This window comes from Acetobacter sicerae, assembly GCF_011516765.1.
GTDB classification, from domain to species: domain Bacteria; phylum Pseudomonadota; class Alphaproteobacteria; order Acetobacterales; family Acetobacteraceae; genus Acetobacter; species Acetobacter sicerae.
The window spans coordinates 174,593-200,052 of sequence record NZ_JAAABN010000006.1 but is presented as its reverse complement, the minus strand read 5'-3'; the positions used below and the strand labels follow the sequence as shown (position 1 = coordinate 200,052).

Sequence of the window (25,460 nt, the reverse complement as noted above, 5' to 3'; positions counted from 1 at the left end):
TCAGTATATTGAACATTCCCGCCGTTTTCTCAGCGGACCCGGCGTCGGTTGACCAGTTCCGTAACCACGCCGTGCAGCGTTCTCAATTCCTGCTCGGTCACTTCGCCGCGCGTGAAGAAGTGCCGCAGATTGCGGACCATTCCCGGGCGTTTCTGCTCGTTGCGGAGGAAGCCGCAGTCATCGAGCTCCCGGAACAGATGACTCATGAAGTTCTCAAGCTCGCCTTTGGTGGCGACATGCGTTTCGTTGGTCATCAGTTCGCGGGGGGGCGTGCTGTCCTCTGTCAGCCACCACTCATAGGCCATGATCATCACGGCCTGCGCCAGATTCAGCGACATGAACGCCGGATTGAGCGGATAGCGGATCAGCGCGTCAGCCCGCGCCATGTCCTCGTTGTCCAGTCCGGCGCGTTCCGGGCCGAACATCAGCCCGACTTTCAGGCCGCGATTGGTCGCTTCCCGTAATTCGATAGCGCCGCCACGAGCCGTCAGCAGCGGCTTGACGATATGGCGGGGGCGAGGGCAGGTCGCATAGACGTGATGCAGGTCGGCGATGGCGTCATCAACCGTTTCGAAGACTTCCGCCGCTTCAAGAATACGGTCCGCGCCGGAGGCCGCGCGCCATGCCCGTTCCTGCGGCCACCCATCACGTGGGGCGACAATCCGCATATGGAACAGGCCACCATTGGCCATGGCGCGTGCGGTCGTGCCGATATTCTCCGCCATCTGCGGGCGAACGAGAATGACGACCGGACTATTGCCGATCGGTCCGATATCGGCGCCGCCGTCACGCCCGGTCATGCGCGCCTCCATGTGGTCCCGCCGGGACCGTCTTCAAGCACCACGCCCTTGTCGGTCAGTTCCTTGCGGATGGCGTCGGCGCGGGCGAAATCCTTCGCCTTGCGGGCCGCCAGACGTTCGGCGATCAGCGTGTCGATCTCGGCTTCGGATGGACCATCACCAGCTTCGCCCCGGAACCATGCAGCAGGCTCCTGCATGAACAGGCCGATCATGCGCCCCGATACCAGCAGGTCAGCAGCGGCGTCCCGGTCTCCAGCGAGTGCTGCGGTCGCCATGGCGTGCAGTTCGGCGATGGCTTTCGGCGTATTCAGGTCGTCGCACAGCGCGGCAAGGAAGGGCTCAGGAATGTCACGGTCTTCCACATCCAGCGGCCATGCGCCTTCAAGCGCCCGATAGAAACGATCCAGCGTGCGCTTGGCCTCGTCCAGTCCCGCCCATGTAAAGTTCAGGACCGAGCGATACTGTGCGCTCATGAGCAGCAGACGCAGGGCTTCGACCGGACCTTTCGCCAGCACGTCGCGGATGGTCAGGAAGTTGCCCAGTGACTTGGACATTTTCTCGCCATCGACCAGCAGCATGGCGTTATGCACCCAGTAGTCGGCGAACTTGCTGCCGGGGAAGCAGCACAGGCTCTGGGCGCGTTCGTTTTCATGGTGCGGAAAGAGCAGGTCGCTGCCGCCGCCGTGAATATCGAAACTGTCGCCGAGATAACGATGCGACATGGCCGAGCATTCGATATGCCAGCCGGGTCGGCCGCGTCCCCAAGGCGAAGGCCAGCCTGGCTGGGTCGGCGTGGAAGGCTTCCACAGCACGAAATCTCCCGGATCGCGCTTGTAGGGCGCGACCTCGACGCGGGCGCCTGCGACCAGATCTTCCGGATCACGACCGGACAGCGCGCCGTAGGACGGGAAGGAGGCGACGGCGAACAGCACGTGGCCTTCGGCTTCATAGGCGTGACCGAGTTCGATCAGACGGGCGATCATCGCCACCATCTGTTCGATATTGTGCGTGGCCCGCGGTTCGATGTCCGGCGGCAGCATGTTCATCGCCGCGAGGTCTGTATGAAACTCGGCGGTCGTGCGGGCGGTCAGGGAGGCGATGTCTTCGTTGTTCTGCGCGGCCCGTGCGGTGATTTTGTCGTCCACGTCGGTGATGTTGCGCACGAACGTCACACGCGGATAGAGCCTGCGCAGCAGACGGGTGAGGATGTCGGCCGTGAGCATGGCCCGCAGGTTGCCGACATGCGGCAGGTCATAGACCGTAGGACCGCAGTAATAGACCTTCACATGCTCCGGATCGAGCGGCTCGAACGGAACTGTCGCTCGCCGCTGGCTGTCATGGAGCAGTAGCTGGGTCATCGTAATAAGGTCTCTGTCGTCCTGATGCTGCCGAAACGCCCGGAAGGATGCACGATCTCCGGACGGGCCTTTTCCCGCTCATGTTTATCGAACGCCAGCGGAAACCGGAAATCATCCCGCGTGGATGCCTTTTCACGCGTCGGAACGCAACACTGGAGCGCATGGCGAAAGGTCATTCCTGACGATTCATGCCGGGCATGGGCTCGTATGGGTTCCCATTTCTCGTGGGCAGGTCGATGATGGTTCGAAGCAGGGGGGAGGATGGAAAACAAAGTAAGATGGTCAGCGCGAAGAAAAAAACCGCATGGTGGGGGGATTGCATCGCCGGGCTGTCTGAGGCGGCGCTGAGCGTGCCTCAGGTGATGGGCTACGCGCGGATCGCCGGTGTGCCAGCCGTCATGGGACTGTATACGGCTCTCCTGCCGCCGCTCGTGTTCGCCGCGCTCGGCTCGTCACGCCATCTCGTCGTGGCGGCGGATTCAGCGACAGCGGCGATTCTGGCCGGTGGCCTCAAGTCCGTCGCCCCGACCGGAAGTGCGGCCTATATTGCGCTGGTGCCGGTCGTGGCGCTGTTCACCGCCGGACTGCTGCTGATTGCCCGGCTGTTCCGGCTGGGATTTCTCGCGGACTTTCTCTCGCGCACGGTGCTTGTGGGCTTTCTGACCGGTGTCGGGTGTCAGGTCGCCATTTCCATGCTGCACGACATGGTCGGCATTTCCCAGAAAGGTGAAAATTCGCTGCTTCAGTTGTGGGGCGATGTGACCCATGTCCATGACGCCAGCCTGCCGACCATTGCTCTCTCGCTGCTGGTGGCCGGCTGCATTGTGGCGACACGTCATCTGACGCCGCGTATTCCCGGCGCGCTGGTGGCCGTAGTGGGAAGCATTCTGGCGAGTGCGTGGTTTGGCTTCCCGCATATGGGGATCGCCACGCTGGGCCCAGTCAGTGGAGGCCTTCCGCGCTTCGGGTTGCCCCATTTCGGTCTGAATGAACTGTCGGTGATCGTGCCGACGGCTCTTTCCTGCATGTTCGTGATCATCGCCCAGAGTGCGGCGACGTCACGGGCCTTTGCCGTGCAATATGGTGAAACCGTTGATGAAAACGCCGACATTCTCGGGCTTTCGGGGGCCAACATGGCGGCGGCGCTCAGCGGCACGTTCGTGGTCAATGGCAGTCCGACGCAGACCACGCTCGCCGTGCAGTTCGGGGCGAGAAGTCAGCGCGCGCAGGTGGTCGTCGCGCTGGTCACCGGCCTGATCCTGTTCTGCGCGACTGGCCCTTTGCAGTATCTGCCGCAATGCGTGCTGGCGAGCATCGTGTTCGTCATTGGTGTGGACATGATCAACATCTCCGGCCTGCACGCCATCCGGCGGGAAAGTCCCGGTGAGTTCCACCTTGCGCTCATCACGGCGGTGACAGTGGTGGCGGTCGGGGTGGAGCAGGGGATCTTTCTGGCGATCGTGCTATCGCTGCTGCGTCATGTGCGACACAGTTACGAGCCGCATACCAGCGTGCTCCAGCCGGTCCGCGCCGGTGTTTTCGAGGCCACACGCTGCCACGCGGGGGAGGAAACCGAGCCGGGACTGATCATCTACCGGTTTGCGGCCGATCTCTTCTACGCCAACTGCACACGGTTCGCCGACGATGTGATGGAACTCGTCCAAAGCGCGCCGCATCCGGTGTTCTGTATTGTGGTCGATGCGGGCGCCATTACGGATATCGATTATTCTGCGGCCGCCATGATGCGCGATCTGGTGGTTCGTTTGCAGGCGCGGAAGGTTGAACTGTTTTTCGGACGCGTGAGCAATGACATGCGGAGTGACATGGTCCGTCATCGTCTGATTGATCTGATTGGAGAGGATCATCTGCTGGATGCGCTGCATCTGGCGATGGAGATGGCGAAGAAGAGACTGACGCAATTGACGATGGGAAAATGACTGACGCGAAGGTTTTTTGCTTGCGTGATTGCCGGACTGGCTTTGCTGCTCCCGGCTTCGTTTGCGAGAGAGGAAAGCGGCGGTCATTCCGCGTGAATGCACCATCCTCCAAAACGGGTCAGCGCACAGGAAGGCAGCACGGTACTGACGTGTCCAAAGGCGTGTAGCCGTGAGAAAAATCAGAATGTGTAAGGGAACGAGCGCCTCAATCTGACCTGATGCAAACTGTCATATTGAGGACAGTATCAGGTGAGAAGCGCAATCAGAAAAGGGCCAGCCCCGAGTCTGTGCTGCGACACACGAAACAGAACTGACCCTCTGGCCTGCATAAAGGATACTGACTAACAACCTCCTAATAGCGGGCCTTGGCTCTTATGGCCAGCAAATTGGGCAGGAGTTTGGTGTTTTATTGTATTAAAAATGTAACAAAACAAGGCGATTGGCGCAGAAGACTGCGCCTCAGGGAGCCGATTGTGGCATCAATACGTCAGCAAGGGGTGAGAGATAGCTGGCGAGTTTGACTCGCAAAGGCATCAGATACACCGAGCCGCCGCCTGCCCGCACTTCCCGGATGGCCTGCCTTGCAAACGCGATATTGGCGTCAAGGGTGGGCGCGAAATCGTGCGGGAAGACAATATGATTTGTCGTCTCCCAATAGGAACGTGATTTCGGCCCGATGACGGGAGAAAATCCCCAGAAGACAGTCTCGTCCTGCAGCCATTCCCGGCAGAGATCGAGCATCCGCATGTCAAAGAGAGGCTGGGTGAAGAAACCGCAGGCTCCGGCGTCCCGCTTGCGGGCCAGTTCTTCCAGTTCACGGTAAGGAGCGCGGCGATAGGGATCAAACGCGGCGTAGACTTTCAGATGCGGCGCTTCACGCACGTAACGCCGGATGATGGCGTCCGATGTGTTCGGAAACACGCGGTGACTCAGGTCCGCCGGTGGATCGCCCTTGATGATCAGGATTTCCGTCAGGCCCGGTGTGTCCAGGCCGGGCAGTGGTCCTTTCGGATCGATATCGATGGCCCGGATGTGCGGAATGACCGAGCGGAAGCTGCTCTGCGCCATGGCGGCGGCGTCCCAGCTCCGAAGGGAAAACCGCTGGATATCGGGAATGTTGATCGTATCGACGAATGGCAGGCACGTGCGCAGATCCTGCACCTCGCGTCCGAGAATGTCCGCGTCGCGGGGAACCAGTTCGATGGAAACACGACTCATTTCAGGAGCCATTCGCAAAAGCTGTTCATGCGGCGCATCCTAAAACAGTTTGCGCCCGAAGGGAATCAGGTGGCCGGACGACGCGGTTTTGAAGAAGATCGGGCCAGGGGCCTATGCCGAGCGGAGCCCCGTTGAAAGCGGCTCCAACCCGGCATTCACGTGCTCAGATCGATGTTTCCCGTTCCATGCTCCTGCGGAGGGAGTGCAGGCTGATGCTGTCCACCATCGCGCCCGCTCCTGATGTTTCAAGACGCAGAAAGCTGAGAGGCGCGGATGGGTAGATCAGGGCCGTTCCTACAGAAAGGCCGCCATTGGCGAAGATTTCGAGCGTGCTTGCATCGAGAATGACGCGAATGGAGAAATGCCGGTCGTCAGGGTTGAGGACTGTCGAAAATTCCCCAGTGAAGAAAGGCTGGGAGAAGCCGCGCAGATTGCCGCGATCCAGCCAGAGCTGGCCGGAAAAGGCGTCGAACCCGATCGTCAGGGCTTCGCCCTGTTCATTGCCGAATGTGATGACGAAGCGTCCGGTGCGGCCCTTGTCGCCCGGAGGCAGTCCCGCAGGCCGTTCATCCACAGTCGCGCTCAGACTCAGGTCAAGGGCTGAGCCGATGGGAATGGCGGTCTGCACACTGGTTCCGGCAGCAAGTCGGCGTGGCTGAAAGGAAAGCGACCTGTCCCACAGGGTCTCCACGCCACGAGGTTGCTGGGCCAGACGCAGCCAGCCGGCGAAATCCCGTTTCAGCGTCATGGTGCGTGGCAGGGTCATGCACCCGCGCCATGTCCGTGTCGGCAGTTCCTGACAGTATTGCCAGTTGCCGAACCATGCGATCGAGACAGCCTCGTCCTTCGGCATGTTGCTGTAGACCTGCAGCGCGTAGGCGTCCTTGGCGAAGTCCGTCAGGCCGATCACGGTATCGTCCGGCGTGAAGCGCGAGCCGTCGAAACTGCCGATGAAATACTGCGTGGTGCTGCCTCCCAGCGGCGCGCCCGGATTGACGGAGACGAACAGCACCCAGCACGTCCCGCCGCCTTCGACCGGCACTTCCAGCAGATTGGGGCATTCGTAATCGACGCCGAACAGTCCCGACGGGCCGAAATCGCTGAGATGCACCCAGTGGATCAGGTCTGTGGAAGCGTAGAATGCAATCTGGTGCAGACGGGATTTCGCCACCACCATGACCCACTGTCGTGTAGGTTTGTGGAAGATGACCTGCGGATCACGGAAGGAATTGCTGCCGAGATCCAGAATCGGATTGTGCTCGTATTCCGTGAAAGTCTGTCCCTGATCCTTGCTGACCGCGAGATACTGGGCCTGCTCGGTGGGACTGGCGCGGGTATAAAGCGCTACGATCCCGCTTTCGCCGGACGCGAAGAGACCGGACGTGTTCTTCTCATCGACGACAGCGCAGCCCGTATAGGCTTCTCCCGCCCTGGTCTCGGGAATGGCGATCGGCTGATCCTGCCAGTGGAGAAGATCCGTGCTGGTTGCATGTCCCCAGTGAACGTGTCCCGCATACGGCGCGAACGGATCATACTGGTAGTAGAGATGATAGCGCGTGCCATCGAACACCAGGCCGTTCGGATCGTTCATGAAGCCTGTGGTGGGGCTGAAATGGACGGAGGGACGGTACAGTGTGTCCGCAGGGGTTTCCGTTGCGGGATGCATCAGCGCGTTTCCTGGTTGATCGGCCGGAGAGGGATGCGAAGCGTTGGGCTCGGCGTCATGCGTGTGATCCGGAGCCTGCGGAGGAAGAGGCGTCGTGGGTGTGGAGGGCGTTCCGGTCGTCTCTGCTGCATGAGCGGCAACCCCGGCAAGGCAGCCTGTCGCACCGAGCGTGACGAGTGAAGACAGGGCGGCGCGGCGTCCCGGACTGGAGAGTTCTGATCGGGAGATTTTCTTGTCTGGCATAAGACCGGTTTCAGAATGTGAACATGGAGGCGGTGCTGACTTTTTTCGAGCGTCAGCTGACAGGCGCGGGAGTATTGGAAGGCGTTACTGTTTCTGGCCAGTGGGGGTGGCGCCCCGCCAGTTTCCTTCAGGGAGCGCCTTGTAAGCCATATCCGCATCATTGAATGCGTCAGTGACGGCAGTATAGGGCCGGAATATCAGCCCGCTTGCGGCGGGTGAAACACCATGATCGACGGATTGCTTCGCCAGCCAGCGCATGGTCGCCATTGTCGTGACGCCCGGTCCCGTCTCGACCCAGACATTTTCAAACTGGCCCGTGCGGACAAAGCGTGAGACGTTGTCGAACATCAGGGTCAGAATGGCGTGTATTACCGGATTCCGGGGTGTCGCGATGATGAAGCCGTTATTGATGCACCAGGGCTGACCGATGGCGTAGGTCAGCATGCAGCTGAAATCCGCTCCGGCGGCGATGCGCGCCAGAGGGGCATGCGCCGTGGTATCCACATCGACGTACAGTCCGCCATATTCGTAAAGGTCGCACAGACGCCAGAAATCAGAACGCATCGTAGCGTGGAAGCAGGCATCGAACAGGCGCGCCTTTTCCTCTCCGTAATGCTGCTGGATGAAGGCTCTGGCGGACTCATCGCAGACCAGATGATGTGCGAAGCGCGGATTATGCGCCTTCATGGTCTCGACAGCGCGTTGCACCTCTTCCGGCAGGGTGGGAGAATGCCAGTACTGGGCGATGCGGTGTGGGATGCCCTCCGGCAGAGTATCGCCGTGAGATGGTTTTACCTGAGGAAGCCAGCCGCTCTCGATGCCGGACGCCAGCAGCCCGAAACAGGGCATTTTCTCGCCACGATAGACGGCGGAGAGTTCGGGCGGGGCATCAGGGGTCAATGACATTCTCTTGCGGATTTCATGTTTCTGTCAGAGCGCTCACTATAGGTCTTCCATGAAGATTGAAAAGCGCTGTGCGATTCATTGGTTCAGCGGTCTTTCAGGCAGGTTCCGTTGTCAACTCGTGAAGGAGGTCACGTTGCTGCCAGAGGGGAGGGCTTCAGACAGGCCGGAAGCAGGAACACTCAGGCTGGGTAGTGATTCCGGATCACCTTGGTCACCCTGACGGTTGCCGCTGTGCTGCGACCGATTGTGATACGGCGCGTAAATTTGTTAAGAATGCGCCCGTTAACCTGCCACGAAGAAAGAGAGATGGCATCATGAGCAAGATCCTTCGCACAGAACCGAACCAGATTCTGTCCAAGGCCGTCGAGTATCACGGCTTTGTTTTCACACAGGGTATGGTCGCCCGTGACCTTACGAAAGACGCCAAGGGCCAGACCCAGGACATCCTTGAGCAGCTCGATACGCTTCTGGAAGAGCACGGCACGGACAAGACCCGTATCCTGCAGGCCCAGATCTGGCTGAAGGATATCAATGACCGCACTGCGCTGAACGAAGTCTGGAGCGCATGGCTGCCGGAGAACGGTGCACCGGCCCGCGCCTGCGTGCAGGCTGTCATGGCTGACCCGAAGATGCTTGTTGAGATCATGCTGGTCACGACGAAATAAGGCTTCTTTCCCGCCTGCCGGTTTCGTGCAGGCGGGAGACTCCTCTGCCGTATTTTGGATAATGCCCCTTATCCGTGCAGAGTTATCGGGCAGCGTCGCTGCTTCTTTCGGGATCTGAGGTTTTTTCCAGTCCCGCTGCGTGTTCCTGTAAACAGGATCATCATTTTATCCGTTTGATCACTATCCAGAGTCCCTGAGACGACGGGTCCATCAGGATTGTTCATTTCGAATTCGATAAAAATTTTCACCATGTCGTCTTTGTTCAAGTTTCCCGTCTGATCCTGACCAGCGACCCCTGATTTCGGGGCGCATGCTCGCTTCATGAACCTGTTGTGATGCGGGACGGATATGGAACGATTTTCTGCTCTTTCCCTGGCCAGAAAGGCTCTCGGTGGCCATCTGGGCTGGAAGCCGCAATGGCGCTCCGTCGAGCAGCCAAAGAAGGCTTATGATATTATCATTGTCGGTGGCGGCGGCCACGGTCTCGGTGCGGCGTATTACCTCGCCAAACAGCACGGGCTGCGCAATATCGCCGTGATCGAGCGCGGCTGGCTGGCGGGTGGCAACACTGCCCGTAACACCACCATCATTCGCTCGAACTACCTGTTCGACGAAAGTTCGTCCTATTACGAGCATTCGCTGAAACTGTGGGAAAATCTCTCGCAGGAACTGAACTACAACGTCATGTTCAGTCAGCGCGGATGTCTGATGGTGGCGCACACCGTGCATGACGTGCAGGTGTTCAAACGTCACGTTCATGCCAATCGCCTGAACGGAATCGACAACGAGTGGCTGTCGGCGGAAGAGGCGAAGGAATTCTGTCCGCCGCTGAACATCTCGTCCAACATTCGTTACCCGGTTCTGGGCGCCTCGCTTCAGCGTCGTGCTGGCACGGCCCGTCATGATGCCGTGGCGTGGGGTTTTGCCCGCGCCGCCAGCGACATGGGCGTGGACATCATCGAGAATTGCGAAGTGACCGGAATCAATCGTGGTCCGGATGGCGCTGTCACCGGCGTCGAGACCACGAAGGGCACGGTTAACGCGAAGAAGGTTGCTGTCTCGGCGGCGGGTCACAGTTCGGTCGTTCTGGAAATGGCAGGCATCCGTCTGCCATTGCAGAGCAATCCGCTTCAGGCGCTTGTCTCCGAGCCGGTGAAGCCTGCGTTCCCGACCATCGTGATGTCCAACACCATTCACGCTTATATCAGCCAGTCTGACAAAGGCGAGATGGTGATCGGCGCGGGCACGGACTCCTATGTGTCCTACACACAGCGCGGTGGGCTACATATTCCGGCCGAAACGCTGGCGGCGATCTGCGAGCTGTTCCCGATGTTCCGTCGCCTCCGCATGATGCGTTCGTGGGGCGGTATCACGGATAACACTCCCGACCGCTCACCCATCACGGCGAAGACCTCGGTGCCGGGGCTTTACGTCAACTGCGGCTGGGGAACGGGCGGCTTCAAGGCGACGCCGGGTGCGGCGAACCTGTTTGCATGGACCATCGCGAAGAACGAGCCGCATCCGATCAATGCGCCCTTCACCATCGAGCGTTTCCGTGACGGCGTGATGATTGACGAAGCGGCGGCAGCGGCGGTGGCGCACTGAGATGGTGTCCCACCTTATGCTTCAGGAATCATCGCCGATAACGGCACGAGTTTTCACATCCGGTCTGCTCCGAGGAGCGAGTGCGTCATGCTGCTGATCCGCTGCCCGTATTGCGGGGAACGAGCCGAAGTCGAATTTTCAAACGGGGGCGAGGCTCATATCGACCGTCCCCGTGATCCCATGAGCCTGACCGACGAGGAATGGGCTCAGTTTCTCTACATGCGCGACAACCCGAAGGGGCTGATCGCCGAGCGGTGGCGTCATGCCCACGGCTGCAACCGCTTCTTCAACGCCATCCGCGACACGCGGACGGATCGTTTCGTTGTCACTTATGAAATCGGACAGCCACGTCCGGAAGTCACTCCGGAACAGGCTGCGGAGGCTGCACGATGAGTCTTTTGTCCCGTGCTTCTGGCCGCACTCTTGGCCGCGTTCCCGGTCGCGGTCGCGTCAATACGCGCCGTCCTGTGCGATTCACATTTGACGGTCGCAGCTTTGAAGGGTTCGAGGGCGATACGCTCGCCTCGGCGCTGCTGGCGAACGGCGTCCACCTGATGGGCCGGTCCTTCAAATATCACCGTCCGCGTGGCCCGATCTCCGCCGGTTCCGACGAGCCGAACGCCGTCGTGGCCGTCGGTTCCGGGCCTGCGTTACAGACGCCGAACCTCGTCGCCACACAGGTCGAGGTCTATGACGGTCTGACGGCGCAGAGCCAGAACCGTTTCCCCTGTTTGCAGTTCGATATGGGTGCGGTGAACAATCTCGCTTCGCCGCTGATTCCGTCAGGCTTCTACTACAAGACCTTTATGTGGCCCCGGAATTTCTGGACCAAGGTCTATGAGCCGATCATCCGTCGTTCCGCCGGTCTGGGTGTGGCTCCGACCGCGCCTGATCCGGATCACTACGCCTTCCAGTATACGTTCTGCGACGTGCTGGTGGCCGGTGGTGGCCCCGCTGGTCTGGCGGCGGCTCTGACGGCTGCGAAAGCCGGTGCGGAAGTAATGCTTGCCGACGAGACGGCGGAATTTGGTGGCAGCCTGCTGTTTGACCGCGCGTCCCGTATCGATGGTCTGCCTGCTTCCGAGTGGGTCGAGCGCACGGTCGCCGAACTGAAGAAACTGCCCAACGTGCGGATGTTCACCCGCACCACGGTGTTCAACTACGGCCCGCACAACATGGTCGCGCTCAATGAGCGCCTGACTGACCATCTGAGCGCACCCAACCCGGCCACACCGCGTGAGCGTCTGTGGCAGGTGCGTGCGAAGCAGGTGGTTATCGCATCCGGTGCGATTGAGCGTCCGCTGGTGTTCGAAGGCAATGACCGTCCGGGCGTCATGCTCGCCAGCGCGGCTCAGACCTACCTCAACCGGTATGGCGTGGCCTGCGGGCGTCGGGCTGTCATCGCTACGGCGGACGATAGCGCCTATCGCGTGGCGCTCGATCTGCTTGAAGCAGGCGTGAAAATCGCTGCCATCGTCGATATTCGTCCCAAGCCGGACTCTGAACTGTTCCGCAAGGCAAAGGCCGCGGGCATCACGGTGCTGACCAACAGCACGGTTCAGCGCGCTCATGGTTCGCAGCGTATTCACAGCGTCGAACTCGCTCCGGTTCTGCCGGGTGGCGATGTGGGCGAGGGCAAGAACCATCGTTGTGACCTGCTGCTCATGGCGGGTGGCTGGACGCCGAGCCTGCACCTGTTCTCCCAGTCCAAGGGCAAGGTGGTCTATAACGCCGAACTCGACACCTATCTGCCGGGCGAGTCCGCGCAGGCCGAGCGTTCGACCGGTTCCTGCCGTGGCCTCTACGACCTTGGCGAAGTTCTGGCCGATGGCCTGAAGGCTGGTGTCGCAGCGGCGAAAGATGCAGGTTTCGAGGGGGAGGTCGATCTTCCTCTGTGGGAAGTGACGAGTGACGCCATCGGTCGCGGTGGTTTCACCGGTGCGTTGCCCCGTCGTGGCAAGGGTCTGACGGCCATGGCGTTCGTCGATTACCAGAACGACGTGACGGCCAAGGACGTGAAGCTTGCCGTGCGTGAAGGCTTCCGTTCGATTGAGCATATCAAGCGCTACACGACGACCGGCATGGCGACCGATCAGGGCAAGACCTCGAACCTGAACGCGCTCGGTATTGCTTCCAGTGCGCTGGGTCGCCCGAAACAGCAGATCGGTCTCACCACGTTCCGTGCGCCTTACACGCCGGTGACGTTTGGCGCTTTCAGCGGTCATGAGCGTGGCGACCTGTTTGATCCGGATCGTCGCACGCCGATCGACCCCTGGGCGCGCAGCAAGGGCGCGGTCTTCGAGGATGTCAGTCTGTGGCGTCGCGCCCGCTACTTCCCGCAGCCGGGCGAGGACATGGATGCCGCCGTGGCCCGTGAGTGCCTCGCTGTCCGCAAGAGCGTCGGCATCTTCGACGCCACCACGCTGGGCAAGATCGAGGTTGTCGGACCTGACGCCGCCGAGTTCATGAACCGGATGTATGTCAACGGCTGGACCAAGCTCGGTGTCGGCAAGTGCCGCTACGGTCTGATGTGTCGTGAAAACGGCTTTGTTTATGATGACGGTGTTGTCGGTCGTATCGCCAAGGATCGCTTCCACGTCACCACCACGACGGGCGGTGCGGCTGGCGTTCTGAACATGATGGAGGACTATCTCCAGACTGAATGGCAGGATCTCAATGTCTGGCTGACTTCCACTTCGGAAGAGTGGGCGGTCATTGCGGTGCAGGGGCCGAAGGCACGCGAGGTTCTCGCGCCGCTCGTGGACGGTCTCGACATCTCGCACGCCACCATGCCGCACATGAGCGTCGTGGAAGGCACCATCGGCGGTATTCCGATGCGTCTGTTCCGCGTCAGCTTCTCCGGTGAGCTTGGCTTCGAGGTGAACGTGCCGCCGAGCCGTGCGCTGGAAGTGTGGGAGCGCATCTGGGAGGCGGGCAAGCCTTACGACATGACGCCTTATGGCACGGAGACGATGCACGTTCTGCGCGCCGAGAAAGGTTACATCATCGTCGGGCAGGAAACCGACGGCACGGCGACGCCAGCTGACGCCGGTTGTGGCTGGGCGGTCAGCAAGCTGAAGAAAGACTTCGTGGGCAAGCGCTCGCTGGCTCTTCCGGCGATGCAGGACCCCGACCGCTACCAGCTTGTCGGCCTCTACACGGAAGCGCCGCAGGAAGTGCTGGAAGAGGGCGCGCAGCTTGTCGCCAGCCCGAATGAGGTCATCCCGATGAACAAGATCGGTCATGTCACCTCGTCCTATCACAGCGCCACGCTGGGCCGGTCCATCGCTCTCGCCATGGTGTCCGGTGGGCGTGCCCGGATGGGACAGACCCTCTACGTGCCGATGGAAGACAAGGTGATCCCGGTCACCGTCACCAGTCCGGTGTTTTATGACGCGGAAGGAGCCCGCCTCAATGTCTGACGTCTCTGTTTCCAACTCACTGGCTGTTTCCCGTGCAGGCTTCACGGCCACGCCGCTCAAGGGAGGGCGTCGCTTCGCCCTTCAGGGACGGAAAGACACACTGGAAGGCGCAGCCAGAGCCTTCGGTCTGTCCGAGACTCCAGCCATGCTGAAAAGTGCGGCTGCGGGTGACTGCACGCTGCTGCGTCTCGCGCCGCAGGAACTGTTCATCATTACGGGTGACGCTGGACTGCCTGAAGCCGTCACCACCTATCTCGGCACCGTGCCGAACAGTCTGGTGGAGGTTTCGGAGCGTCAGATCGGCTGGACACTGGAAGGCGAAAAGCTGCGTGACACGCTGGCGGCATTGAGTCCACTGGACATGCGGGAGCGGTCCTTTCCTGTCGGGATGGTCACGCGCACGCTGTTCGGCAAGGCTGATGGTATGGTCTGGCGCACGGATGAAAACACGTTCCATCTGGAAGTGTGGCGTTCCTTCGGGCCCTATCTGTCATCCATGATGGATGCGGCGGCTCTCGACGCGGCCTGGTGATGGGTTGCGCTTATGAGCTTTTCCGGATCGTTCGGAAAAGATTAGATTATTACGGTATTTGTTTTGTCTGAATGAATGGTTCGAAGCGCGTTTCTCCTCAAGGGGGAACGCGCTTCGGCTTCGCAGTTTATCGAAGTGGTTCCTCGCAAGGACGGTCCACACGGCACTTTCGACGTGAGCTCTGGGCGAGCTGCGTAAAGGCATATCGGAAAGTTCGCCATGATCAGTGTTTTTGAAATCTTCAAGATCGGCATTGGTCCTTCCTCCTCTCACACGGTCGGTCCGATGAAGGCCGCTGCGGAATTTATCACCGAACTGGCTGCGCTCGCGGCAGAAGCGGTTCATCCTCTGCATGTCCGGGTTACGCTTTATGGTTCTCTGGCATGGACGGGAGTGGGTCACGCCACGGATCGCGCCGTCATTCTCGGGTTGGGTGGTCTGCATCCCGACATGGTTGATCCCGATGAGGCCGAGGCCGTTCTTGTGCGTATGCGCGAGACGCATGAGCTTGGACCGCGTGGGTGCATTTTCACGTTTGATGCTGACAAGGACATTGTCTTTGAGAAGGAGACGGTGCCTCCCGTCCATCCGAACACGCTCCAGTTCCTTGCCACGGACGGAAACGGAAAGGCCATTCTGATCCGTCGTTACTGCTCGATCGGCGGCGGTTTTGTCGTGCCGGAAGACAAGAACGCGGAGGCCGTTCCCCAGAACGTCAATGTGCCATTCGATTTCCGTAGCGGTACGCAGCTTCTTGCCTGTGCCCGAAGGAGTGGCCTCAGCATTCCCGAGATCGTGCTGGCCAATGAGAGCGCCCTGCGTCCGGTGGAAGAGGTGCTGGCCTATGTGGATCGCATCATCGACGTGATGATGGCGTGCGTCGATCGCGGGATGAGAACGGAAGGCGTGCTGCCTGGTCGGCTCGGCGTGAAACGACGCGCTCCGGCCATCCGTGACCGGCTGGAGGCGGATCGCTTCCGCAATGTCCGCACGGCCCACGAGATCATGGACTGGGTCAGTCTGTTCGCCATTGCGGTGAACGAAGAGAACGCGGCAGGTGGGCGTATCGTTACCGCGCCGACCAATGGCGCGGCGGGCGTTGTTCCTGCCGTTCTCCGGTATTATCGTGATTACAGCGCCGGCTCATCCCGGACTGGAGAGCGTGATTTTCTGCTGACGGCTGTCGCCATAGGTGGTCTGTTCAAGCGGAACGCGTCCATTTCCGGAGCGGAGGTGGGGTGTCAGGGCGAAGTGGGTGTCGCCTGTTCCATGGCGGCCGCTGGCCTGTCAGCGGCATTGGGGGCAGGGGCGGAGCAGGTCGAAAACGCAGCGGAAATCGGGATGGAGCATCATCTCGGCATGACGTGCGATCCGGTGGGCGGTCTTGTGCAGATCCCGTGCATCGAACGCAACGCCTTTGGGGCGATCAAGGCGATCAACGCTGCCTCACTGGCCATGCGGGGAGATGGGTCCCATCACGTCTCTCTCGATGACGTGATCAAGACAATGTACGAGACGGGCAAGGACATGAGCAGCCGCTACAAGGAGACCTCTCTGGGTGGTCTGGCGGTCCGTTTTCCCGAGTGCTGATATATTTTAATTATCCTATTGATATTGAACAATAAAACAGGAGACGTCTTTGTAAGAAAAGTTCCTGGTTCTTTTTGGATTGGACAGTCGGGCATCAAAGTCGTTACGGTATAAAAATATGTCGTAATTCGGAAATTAAAGTTTTCTGAAAGTCGCATACTGGGTGTTGTCGAACCAGAGTCGGATCGGGAAGGAAACGCCGTCATGTCCGGTCAAACTGAAGAAACGCTCAAAACCCTCCTTGCCCGACGCAAGCCGGGTTTCGCCCTTGAAGCGCCGTTCTACACGGATGAGGGCATCTTCGATGAAGACATGAAGCATATTTTCGGTCAGCACTGGATTTATGTCGGTGTCGAGCCGGATGTTGCCGAACCCGGTGACGCGATGGTCGTCAATATCGGAAAATCATCCGTCATCATCACGCGTGATGATGATGACGCCATCCGGGCGTTCCATAACGTCTGTCGTCACCGGGGCGCCCGCATGATCCCTGAAGGCAAGACGATGATCGGAAACATCGTCTGTCCCTATCATTCATGGACCTATGGAATTGATGGCGCGTTGAAATTTGCCGAACATATGGGGGAAGATTTTGACCTCAAATGTCGTGGCCTGAAAAAAGTGGCGGTGCGTTCCGTTGCCGGGCTGATCTTTATCTGTCTTGCTGAAAACCCGCCGGAAGATATCGAGGACATGGCCCGTGTCATGGAGCCGTATCTTGCGCCGCACGATCTGAAAAACACACGGGTGGCGTTCGAGTCCGATCTCATCGAGAAAGGAAACTGGAAGCTCACGCTGGAAAACAACCGCGAGTGCTATCACTGCGGCCCGAACCATCCTGAACTGACCATTCCGCTTTTTGCCTATGGTTTCGGCTATGCGCCCGGAACGCTGGATGAAGAAAGTCAGCGTGACGCACAGCGTTATGCGGAACTGGCCACCACATGCCATGCGCGCTGGGAAGGTGAGGGGCTGCCGTCCCGTGAAGTCGAGCATCTTGATGACATGGTCACGGGTTTCCGGACCGAACGGCTGCCGATCGATCGCTCTGGTGAAAGCCAGACGATGGACACCAGGGCAGCCTGCCGCATCCCGCTGGGAGATCTGAAGGACAAGGCGATCGGTGGCCTGTCTTTCTGGACCCAGCCCAATTCATGGCACCATTTCATGGGCGACCATATTGTCACTTTCGCCGTATTCCCGCTGGATGCAGGCACGACGCTGGTGCGCACGAAATGGCTCGTGCACAGGGATGCGGTCGAAGGCGTTGATTATGATCTGCAACGTCTGACGGAAGTCTGGCAGGCGACGAACCAGCAGGATGCGGATCTCGTCGAAATTTCCCAGCAGGGGGCGACCGATCCTGCCTTTGAGGCCGGGCCATACTCTCCTTACACGGAAGGTCTGGTTGAGAAATTTTCTGCCTGGTACATCGGTCGTATGAAGGCGGCTCTGGCATGACGACAGACGGCGTGTTTGCGGAACTGGACGGTCTTGCTTCCGCTCCTCTGTGGGACCCGGAGCGGGACGAGGTGCTTGTCTGCCGTCAGGTCATCGACGAAACGCATGATGTGAAGACATTCGTGTTTTCCGCTCCACAGGTGCGCCGTTTTTCCTACCAGCCCGGTCAGTTCATGACGTTTTCCCTTCCATGCGGCCCATCGGGAGAAGAAATAAACCGGAGCTATACACTGTCCTCCGCGCCGACCCGACCGGATCGCGTGTCGATCACCGTGAAGCGTGTGACGAAAGGGCCGGTCTCGAACTGGCTGCACGACACGCTACGGCCGGGGATGGAAGTGAAGGTTACCGGTCCGGCAGGAGAGTTTACCTGCGCTGACAGTCTATCGAAAAAGTTTCTGTTTCTATCGGGAGGAAGCGGAATCACACCGATGATGTCCATGTCCCGCACGCTGATGGATCTCGGTGGAGAGGCGGATGTGGTCTTTCTTCACAGCGCCCGCAGCCCGGATGATCTGATTTTCGCGCGGGAACTGGCGCTGATGGAGCAGCGCTGGCCCGGATTCCGCGCTTCCACGATCTGTGAGAGCGATACGCCCTCCGGTCGCTGGTCGGGACTGCGTGGACGCCTCGTTGCCTCAATGTTGCCGCTGGTCGCTCCTGATTTTCTGGAACGCGAGGTCTATGTCTGCGGTCCGGAGCCTTATATGGCCGCAGTCCGCACGCTGCTTGCCGACAGTGGTTTCGACATGACCCGTCATCATGAGGAAAGTTTCGATTTCGCCACGCTCATGCAGGGCGAACTTGAAGAGGCTTTCGCCGCGCCGGAACCCGGTGAGACGACATATAAGGTCAACTTCACCAAAAGTCGTCGTGAGATCGAATGTGGCGCGGATACGAACATTCTCTCCGCCGCCCGCGCCGAGGGCATGCGTGTTCCTGCGTCCTGCGGAAAAGGCCTGTGTGGAACCTGCAAGTGCAAACTTGTGTCCGGCACGGTTGAGATGAAGCACGAAGGAGGCATCCGCCAGCGCGAAGTCGATATGGGCATGATCCTGATCTGCTGTTCCAAGCCCACCAGCGACGTGGTGATCGAACGCTGACGATGTCTGTTTCGCCTGATCTCAGCAGCTTCCAGCGTTTCGGTTTTCTGACTCTGTCAGGCTATTCGATGATCGCCGTGAGTAACGCCATCGAGGCGCTGCGGATGGCCAACAGGCTGGCAGGCGAGGAAGTCTATGCCTGGTCCGTGCTGTCGCTGGATGGGGAACCCGTTTTGTCCAGCAACGGTCTATCGCTTGCGCCGACGCATTCCGTCAAAACATCGCCTCGCTTTGACGTTGTCTTTGTCTGTGGTGGCGTTGATATCCGTGCAGCGACAGGGGCCGCATTGCTGACATGGCTGCGGCAGCAGGCCCGTCAGGGTATCGTGCTCGGGGCGTTGTGCACTGGCACCTTCGCGCTTGCGGAAGCGGGTCTGCTTCGGGGTTATCGCTGCGCCATACATTGGGAAAATCTCCCTTCGATCCGCGAGGAATTTCCCGAAATCGACATCACGGACGACTTCTTCGTCATTGATCGCAATCGACTGACCTGCACGGGCGGTCTCGCGCCGCTCGACATGATGCTGAAGATCATCGCCTCCCGTTACGGGATGTCGCGGGTCAATGAAATCTCCACGCAGTTTCTTCTGGAACGCGACCGGTCGGGCGATGAGCGCCAGCCTGTGCCCGTTCCTCCGGGAACACCGGAAGCGATGGCCCGGGCGCTGAGCCTGATCGAGCGGGAGAGTGACCGGCCGCTGCGGATCGAAGAGATCGCCGGGGCCGCGCATCTTTCCGTGCGGCAGCTGGAGCGGATCTTTCGCCGTCACGCAGGCGTCACGCCAGCGGCCTATCTCGTCGGAGTGCGTCTGGAGCGCGCCCGTCGTCTGCTCCGTCAGACGACGATGTCGGTCACCGATATCGGAACAGCCTGCGGCTTTGTGTCCAGTTCGCATTTCAGTTCAGCCTATCGCAGCCGCTTCGGTTGCCCGCCACGTGATGAACGACGGCGGAAAGAAGGCTCCCCCAGACAGACTTCAACCATGGATATGTCCGCATGAGCTCCAATATCGAAGCCCTGTTCAAGCCTCTGCGGATCAGAAACATGGTGATCCGCAACCGGGTCATGAGCACGAGCCATGCGCCGGGCTATGGCAAGGACGGCAAGCCGCAGGAACGGTATCAGCTCTATCACGCCGAGAAGGCGAAGGGCGGCATCGGCCTGACCATGTTCGGCGGCTCTTCCTCGGTCGATCATGACAGCCCGGCGACGCCGTGGAATCAGGTTTCCGTTGTTGATGACAGCGTGATTCCGTTCTTTCAGCAGTTCTCGGACCGTGTGCACGGGCACGGCGCGAAACTGATGATCCAGATCACCCATATGGGGCGGCGCACACGCTGGGATACCGATGCGTGGCTGCCGGTCATCGGACCATCCCCGCGCCGTGAACCGGCCTCCCGCTCCATGCCGAAAGAAATGGAAATCGAGGATATCCGTCGTGTGGTCAGGGCTTTTGCCGACGCCGCATTGCGTTGCAGGAAAGGCGGTCTGGACGGGCTGGAGATCTCCGGCGCTCATGGTCATCTGCTCGACCAGTTCTGGAGCCCTTCCGCGAATGACCGCGTCGACGAGTATGGCGGCTCGCTTGAAAACCGCATGCGGTTCGGCATCGAGGTCCTGACAGCCATCCGCGAGGCGGTGGGCGAGGACTTTGTCGTCGGCATGCGGATGTCGGGCAACGAGATGTTGCAGAATGGCCTGTCCCAGCAGGATTGCCTGACGATCGCCACCGATTACGCAGCGCGTGGGCTGGTGGATTTCGTCAACGTCATCGGTGGTCAGGCGCGTGACGAGATGTCGCACGCCGTCAGCCTGCCGAACATGTCCTTTCCTGTTGCGCCATTCCTGCATCTCGCCAGCGCCATCAAGCGTGAAGCCGATGTGCCGGTGTTTCATGCCCAGCGCATCATGGACGTGGCGACCGCCGCGCGCGCCATTGCGGAAGGTCATATCGATATGGTCGCCATGACCCGCGCCCATATTGCGGACCCGCATATCGTGAACAAGCTGGCAGCAGGACGTGCCGACGATATTCGCCAGTGCGTCGGAGCGGGATACTGCATCGACCGGATCTATGTCGGCGGCGATGCGCTCTGTCTGCAAAACGCCGCGACTGGTCGTGAAGCGACCATGCCGCACGACGTTCAGCCGACGACGGGCGCGAAGCACAGGGTCGCCATCATCGGTGGGGGCGTGGCCGGACTGGAAGCCGCCCGCGTCTGCGCGTTGCGTGGCCATAGTGTCGTGCTGTTCGAGCGCGAGAATGAGACCGGCGGACAGGTCAATCTTGCCGCGAAGGCGACATGGCGCGAGGCGCTGACCGGGATCGTGCGCTGGCTGGACGGGCAGGTGCGCAAGCTGGGCGTCGATGTGCGCACAGGCACGGAGGCGACCGCCGAAATGGTGCGTCTGGAAAAGCCGGATATCGTCATTGTCGCCACCGGCGGCAGCGCATGGCGCGGTGAATTTGAAGGCGCTGATCTTATTCACACCACGGCGGATGTGCTGTCCGGTACCGTTAATCCTTCAGGCAGTGTTCTGCTGTTTGACGAAATGGGTCAGCACAATGCCGCGTCCGTTGCGGAAGTCATGGCGACGCACGGTTGCCTCGTGGAGATGGCGACACATGACCGTCTGATCGCGCAGGAGGTCGGCACGACCAACCAGCCGATCCATCTGCGGGAGATGTACAAACTGGGCGTGGTCATGTCGCCCAACATGGAGTTGCGCGAGGTCTCACGGGAAGGCAACCGTCTGGTCGCCGTGCTGCGCAACACCATGACGGACACGGAAGAAGAGCGCCTTGTCGATCATGTCATTGTCGAATGCGGCACTCTTCCGCGTGACGCGCTCTACATGGAACTGAAGGAAGGCTCCACCAATCACGGGCAGACCGATCTTCCGACGCTTCTGCAGGGGCGGACGCAGCCCGCTGTCGAAGGACTGAAAAGCGGGGAATACGCGCTGTTCCGCATTGGGGACGCCGTGGCCGGACGCAACATTCATGCGGCGCTCTACGACGCGCTCCGTCTCTGCAAGGATTTCTGAGCGTGGGCGGGAGGACAGGTCTCCTCGCATCCGGACTGGTCTGGGGTATGGCTGGCGCGCTTGCGGCCTCCGCTGTGCCGATGGTCCGGCGCTGGCGTAAAGGAAAAGCCAGCCCGAAGGACATGATCAGGGGTCTGGCTACGGTTCCGCAGCGCTATCTGGTGGATGTCCACCATGCGGTGGAGCGTCGCAAGGGCGCAGCCCCGATGCATGCGCTGGTTGCGGGCGGAACGCTGGCCGGGTCGGTGGCTCTCGCGGCCGGTGTAATTCCCGCGCTGCGTGAAAGCCGCCTTTACTGGGGCGGTGTCGGCGTGTTCTTCGTCACGGCTATTGGCGGCACGTATCTTGTCTGGAAACGCCGCAATCCGAGGAAGCCGTCCTGGCTCTCTGGTGGTCGGTTCCTGTGGCTGCCTGACGCTCTGCTGGCGTGGAATCTCGGTGGCGCTCTTGTGGCGCTGGTGCATGTCGCCATCCCGGAAAAATCGGGCGTTGCGTGGGTGCCGCTCGCCATGATGGTGGGCGGTGGCGCGGGACTGGTCGTGCAGGTGGCGCGCGGCCCGATGCGGCATGCGTTCTCCGGTGTGACATGGCTGGCGGCCCATTCCCGACCGGAACGGTTCGGCGGCGGTCGCAGCACCGATCTGCGCCCGCTTGATCTCGCGGCTCCCACGCTCGGCACGCTTGTTCCCGGTGATTTCGCGTGGAATATCCTTGCATCTTTTGATGCGTGCATTGAGTGCGGGCGGTGTGAACAGCATTGCCCCGCCTTCGCCGCCGGGCAGAGACTGAACCCGAAGGCGCTCATTCAAGGGCTGGCCCTGTCCGCCCGTAGTGAGGACGTCAGCGCCTATACCGGCTCGCCCGCGCCGCACGCACCGCCGACGGCGGGCAAGGGGAGCATGACCAGCGCGATCATCGGTGCGGACGCGATGATCCATCCCGATACGCTGTGGGCCTGCACCACCTGTCGTTCATGCGTCGAGCAATGCCCGATGATGATCGAACATGTGGACGCCATCGTCGATCTCCGGCGTGGTCAGACGCTGATGCTGGGTGAAGTGCGCCCCGGCGCCGCCGATGCGCTGCGCCGCCTGCGTGACACAGGTGAGTCCGGAGGGCGTCCGCTGTCCGCTCGTGCGGATGGGCTGGCGGGCGAGAATGTTCCGGTCCTCACCGAAGAGGATGAGACGGACGTGCTGCTGTGGCTGGGTGATGGCGCGTACGAACTGCGTTACGCCCGCACGCTGCGCGCGCTCGTGAAACTGCTGCGTCTGGCGGGTGTGAAGTTCGCCATTCTGGGCGAAGCCGAACCGGATTGCGGCGATCTGGCGCGTCGTCTGGGTGATGAGGCGACCTTTCAGGGGCTGGCCACGGAAGTGATCGGCACACTGAACAGCCGCCGTTTCCAGCGGATTGTCACCGCCGATCCGCATGCGCTGAACGTGCTGAAAAATGAATATCCCGCACTCGGCGGTAAGTGGGAGGTGGTGCATCACACGACGTTCCTCGACGAACTGGTAAGTGCCGGGCGTCTGAAACTCGATGCGCGTGATCTGCCGTCCGTCGCCTATCATGACCCCTGCTATCTGGGCCGCTACAACGGCGAATTCGATGCGCCCCGTCGCCTGCTGGCGGCGGCCTGCAAGACGACCGTCGAGATGGAGCGCCACGGCAAGCAGTCCATGTGCTGTGGCGGTGGTGGTGGCAATCCGGTCAGCGATGTCGATGCCGAGCTGCGTATTCCCGACATCCGCATGGGGCAGGCTTCCGAAGTCGGTGCTGCGATTGTCGCGGTCGGATGCCCCGGCTGCACCGCCATGCTGGAAGGCGTGCCGGAGCCGCGCCCCGAAGTGAAGGACATCGCCGAACTCGTGCTGGAAGCGGTGGTGCCCGCATGAGCGCGCTCCGTCTCCGTCGGGACCCTCGCGCCGAACGGGCGGCCCGTCTTGTGCCGGGAAACGGACGGCTGCGTTACGACATGAGCGCCACGCCGGATGGGCCGATGACGTCGCCGTCCGGTCGTCTGCGGCGTGATCCACGCGCGGAACGGCAGCGGCTTCTGACGACGGGGCGGGATGGTCGGGCGCGTCTGGTGCGGTCCGGGCTTGTCGGTCAGATGGCGGGAAGTGTCGCTTCAACTACGCCTGTCGCGAAGAAAGTCCGTGTCGAGCAGCCAGAGTTTTTTATCATCGTTGTGCCTGATCTGCCTGATGGTCGGCTCGACCGGTCGGATCGTCAGGTGCTGGGCGCGGCCCGCAAGCTGGCGGATGCCGGAGGTGGTGCGGTCGTGGTCGTCGGTGAGACTGTCGATGAGGCATCGCTTGGTGTGGCAGGGTCGGATCGTTTTGTGCCGCTTTCCGGTGGTTCCGATCCTGATACGCGGGTGGCGGAACTTGTCGCCGTGATGGATGCGCTGTCGCCACGTCACGTCCTCCTGCCGGAAAGTGAGGAAGGCGCGGACATGGCGCGGCGTCTTGCGGCCCGCACCGGCCTTGGCCTGCTGCCGGGCATCGAGGTGCTGGGGCCGAAACAGGTCATTCGCCCCTGTGGCGCAGGGCGTCAGGAGTGGGTCGGTGGCCTCGCCGCTCTGATGACGCTTGCGCCCGATCGTGTGCCAGCATGGGAAGGCGACGCGCACGAAATCCTGCCGCTGGAGGAAACGGTTGAAGAGCCGATCCCTGCGTCTGCAAACATGACGGTGGGCGCAGTCATTTCAGCCGATCCGGCCACCATGAATCTCGGGGATGCGCCGTTTGTGGTGTCGGCGGGACGGGGTGTGACGGATTTCGCCAGTTTCCGCGCGACCGTACGCGCCCTGCACGCAACACCCGGCGCGAGCCGCGTAGTGTGCGACAATGGCGACATGCCGCGCTCCACGCAGGTGGGGGCGTCCGGCACGATCCTCGACGCGCAGTGCTATGTCGCGCTGGGCATTGCCGGAGCGCCGCAGCATCTTCAGGGGCTCGGGCGTGTGGAGCACGTCGTGGCGGTCAACACCGACCTTCACGCAGCGATGGTGGCCCGTGCCGGTCTCGCCATCATTGCCGATGCGCAGACCGTCATGCTCGCGCTGTGTGAGGTTCTCGCCGCCGAATATGGGGAGAAGGGCGCATGAAAGCGGTTATTCTTCTGTCCGCCGGGATTGATCCCGTGTCGGGGCGTCCTGCGCCTGTGCCGGGGGAAATCCGCGCCATCGGGCTTGCGCACGAACTTGGCGTCACACAGATGATCGGCCTGCATGCCGGACCGGCCAGCCCGGTTCTGACCGAATATGGTGGTTATGGCCTGACCCATATCCTCTGCCTGAAAGGGGGAGGGGCCGATCCCGTGCAGGCTCTGGCCGGGGTGGTGAAAACCCATGCCCTGTTTGCTGATGGTGAGCCGGATCTCGTGCTGGCCGCTGCACGCGGTCGTGGTGGCAGTGACACGGGCCTTTTGCCGTATCAACTCGCGCAGGCTCTTGGCTGGCCCATCGCCACGGATATTGGCGCGCCCATGGAACAGACTTCTCCGGGGCAGCTTGCCCTCGCGCAGTTCCGTGCCAGAGGAGCGGTCAAACCTGTTTCGGTGACGCTTCCCTGTGTCGTCACCGTTCCGGAGACAGCTCGGTGCGTTCCCGCTTTTGTGTTTGCCCGTCAGCGGGAAACGTGGGTGGACGAAGAGGTCGTTACGGTTCACCCTGTTTCTGCTGAGGAAGAGGCAGGCACGCTTCGTCCCTATCGCAGGCGGCCGAAACTGATTTCGGGCGCATCGAAGGACAGCGGAGGCGGCCAGCTTATGGTCGATCCCGATCCGCACGAGGCTGCGCGTGCGATTGTCGCGCATCTGCGTGCTCTGGGTGTTCTGCCCAATGCCGGTCAGGCCCCCGAAGCCTGATCATTGAAGTAACAGAGAAAGAAAGAGAA

At 60.9% G+C, this 25,460-nt stretch carries 20 protein-coding genes; 14 read left to right on the top strand and 6 right to left on the bottom strand.

Annotation, left to right across the window (positions count from 1 at the left end):
* Positions 1–29: 29 nt before the first annotated feature.
* Genes GVI59_RS08980 through GVI59_RS08970 form a run of 3 tightly spaced genes read right to left on the bottom strand, consistent with a single transcriptional unit; the run spans position 30 to position 2,334 of the window.
* Positions 30–800: an RNA methyltransferase gene (locus GVI59_RS08980; protein ID WP_173573941.1), complete on the bottom strand. Its 771-nt coding sequence runs from the start codon at positions 798–800 to the stop codon at positions 30–32.
* Positions 797–2,158 carry a cysteine--tRNA ligase gene (gene cysS, locus GVI59_RS08975; RefSeq protein ID WP_173573940.1) on the bottom strand — a complete coding sequence of 454 codons (1,362 nt, stop codon included), beginning with the start codon at positions 2,156–2,158 and terminating at the stop codon, positions 797–799. The genes GVI59_RS08980 and cysS overlap by 4 nt, the downstream gene beginning before the upstream one ends.
* The gene (locus tag GVI59_RS08970; RefSeq protein ID WP_173573939.1) at positions 2,155–2,334 is read right to left on the bottom strand and encodes a hypothetical protein; all 180 of its coding nucleotides are present in this window, start codon (positions 2,332–2,334) and stop codon (positions 2,155–2,157) included. The genes cysS and GVI59_RS08970 overlap by 4 nt, the downstream gene beginning before the upstream one ends.
* A gap of 102 nt (positions 2,335–2,436) precedes the next feature.
* Between GVI59_RS08970 and GVI59_RS08965 the strand changes: the two genes are divergently transcribed.
* Positions 2,437–4,095 carry a SulP family inorganic anion transporter gene (locus GVI59_RS08965; RefSeq protein ID WP_173573938.1) on the top strand — a complete coding sequence of 553 codons (1,659 nt, stop codon included), beginning with the start codon at positions 2,437–2,439 and terminating at the stop codon, positions 4,093–4,095.
* Between the two features lie 459 nt (positions 4,096–4,554).
* Here the strand turns inward: GVI59_RS08965 and GVI59_RS08960 are convergent, their stop codons facing one another.
* The 3 genes from GVI59_RS08960 to GVI59_RS08950 all read right to left on the bottom strand — a co-directional run bounded on the left by GVI59_RS08960 (position 4,555) and on the right by GVI59_RS08950 (position 8,122).
* Positions 4,555–5,313, bottom strand: a complete 759-nt coding sequence (locus tag GVI59_RS08960; RefSeq protein ID WP_173573937.1) for a methylenetetrahydrofolate reductase — start codon at positions 5,311–5,313, stop codon at positions 4,555–4,557.
* Between the two features lie 163 nt (positions 5,314–5,476).
* The gene (locus GVI59_RS08955) at positions 5,477–7,222 is read right to left on the bottom strand and encodes a glycoside hydrolase family 32 protein (RefSeq protein WP_173573936.1); all 1,746 of its coding nucleotides are present in this window, start codon (positions 7,220–7,222) and stop codon (positions 5,477–5,479) included.
* A gap of 84 nt (positions 7,223–7,306) precedes the next feature.
* Positions 7,307–8,122 (bottom strand): glycosyltransferase family 32 protein, encoded by an 816-nt coding sequence (locus GVI59_RS08950; protein ID WP_173573935.1) that lies wholly within the window; start codon positions 8,120–8,122, stop codon positions 7,307–7,309.
* Between the two features lie 320 nt (positions 8,123–8,442).
* Here GVI59_RS08950 and GVI59_RS08945 point away from each other — a divergent pair, with 320 nt between their 5' ends.
* The 13 genes from GVI59_RS08945 to GVI59_RS08885 all read left to right on the top strand — a co-directional run bounded on the left by GVI59_RS08945 (position 8,443) and on the right by GVI59_RS08885 (position 25,431).
* The gene (locus GVI59_RS08945; RefSeq protein ID WP_173573934.1) at positions 8,443–8,793 is read left to right on the top strand and encodes a RidA family protein; all 351 of its coding nucleotides are present in this window, start codon (positions 8,443–8,445) and stop codon (positions 8,791–8,793) included.
* A 348-nt stretch (positions 8,794–9,141) separates the two neighbouring features.
* Complete coding sequence (locus tag GVI59_RS08940) at positions 9,142–10,398, top strand: sarcosine oxidase subunit beta family protein (protein ID WP_173573933.1); 1,257 nt, start codon at positions 9,142–9,144, stop codon at positions 10,396–10,398.
* Positions 10,399–10,485: 87 nt separating this feature from the next.
* On the top strand, positions 10,486–10,791 hold the full coding sequence (locus GVI59_RS08935; RefSeq protein ID WP_173573932.1) for a sarcosine oxidase subunit delta: 306 nt from the start codon (positions 10,486–10,488) through the stop codon (positions 10,789–10,791).
* On the top strand, positions 10,788–13,820 hold the full coding sequence (locus tag GVI59_RS08930) for a sarcosine oxidase subunit alpha (protein ID WP_173573931.1): 3,033 nt from the start codon (positions 10,788–10,790) through the stop codon (positions 13,818–13,820). Before GVI59_RS08935 ends, GVI59_RS08930 begins: the two co-directional genes overlap by 4 nt.
* Entirely contained in the window at positions 13,813–14,352 is a 540-nt protein-coding gene (locus tag GVI59_RS08925; protein ID WP_173573930.1) for a sarcosine oxidase subunit gamma, read from the top strand. The genes GVI59_RS08930 and GVI59_RS08925 overlap by 8 nt, the downstream gene beginning before the upstream one ends.
* Before the next feature lie 219 nt (positions 14,353–14,571).
* Positions 14,572–15,942, top strand: coding sequence for an L-serine ammonia-lyase (locus GVI59_RS08920; protein WP_173573929.1), 1,371 nt, complete (start codon positions 14,572–14,574; stop codon positions 15,940–15,942).
* A 204-nt stretch (positions 15,943–16,146) separates the two neighbouring features.
* A complete protein-coding gene (locus tag GVI59_RS08915; RefSeq protein ID WP_173573928.1) occupies positions 16,147–17,403 on the top strand; it encodes an aromatic ring-hydroxylating oxygenase subunit alpha in 1,257 nt (418 codons plus the stop codon).
* Positions 17,400–18,506: a hybrid-cluster NAD(P)-dependent oxidoreductase gene (locus GVI59_RS08910; RefSeq protein ID WP_173573927.1), complete on the top strand. Its 1,107-nt coding sequence runs from the start codon at positions 17,400–17,402 to the stop codon at positions 18,504–18,506. The genes GVI59_RS08915 and GVI59_RS08910 overlap by 4 nt, the downstream gene beginning before the upstream one ends.
* 2 nt (positions 18,507–18,508) lie before the next feature.
* A complete protein-coding gene (locus GVI59_RS08905) occupies positions 18,509–19,507 on the top strand; it encodes a GlxA family transcriptional regulator (protein ID WP_173573926.1) in 999 nt (332 codons plus the stop codon).
* Positions 19,504–21,555 carry an FAD-dependent oxidoreductase gene (locus tag GVI59_RS08900; RefSeq protein WP_173573925.1) on the top strand — a complete coding sequence of 684 codons (2,052 nt, stop codon included), beginning with the start codon at positions 19,504–19,506 and terminating at the stop codon, positions 21,553–21,555. The genes GVI59_RS08905 and GVI59_RS08900 overlap by 4 nt, the downstream gene beginning before the upstream one ends.
* Before the next feature lie 2 nt (positions 21,556–21,557).
* The gene (locus GVI59_RS08895; protein WP_173573924.1) at positions 21,558–23,453 is read left to right on the top strand and encodes a DUF3483 domain-containing protein; all 1,896 of its coding nucleotides are present in this window, start codon (positions 21,558–21,560) and stop codon (positions 23,451–23,453) included.
* The gene (locus GVI59_RS08890; protein ID WP_173573923.1) at positions 23,450–24,670 is read left to right on the top strand and encodes an electron transfer flavoprotein subunit alpha/FixB family protein; all 1,221 of its coding nucleotides are present in this window, start codon (positions 23,450–23,452) and stop codon (positions 24,668–24,670) included. The genes GVI59_RS08895 and GVI59_RS08890 overlap by 4 nt, the downstream gene beginning before the upstream one ends.
* Positions 24,667–25,431, top strand: coding sequence for an electron transfer flavoprotein subunit beta (locus GVI59_RS08885; protein ID WP_173573922.1), 765 nt, complete (start codon positions 24,667–24,669; stop codon positions 25,429–25,431). Before GVI59_RS08890 ends, GVI59_RS08885 begins: the two co-directional genes overlap by 4 nt.
* Positions 25,432–25,460: the final 29 nt, after the last annotated feature.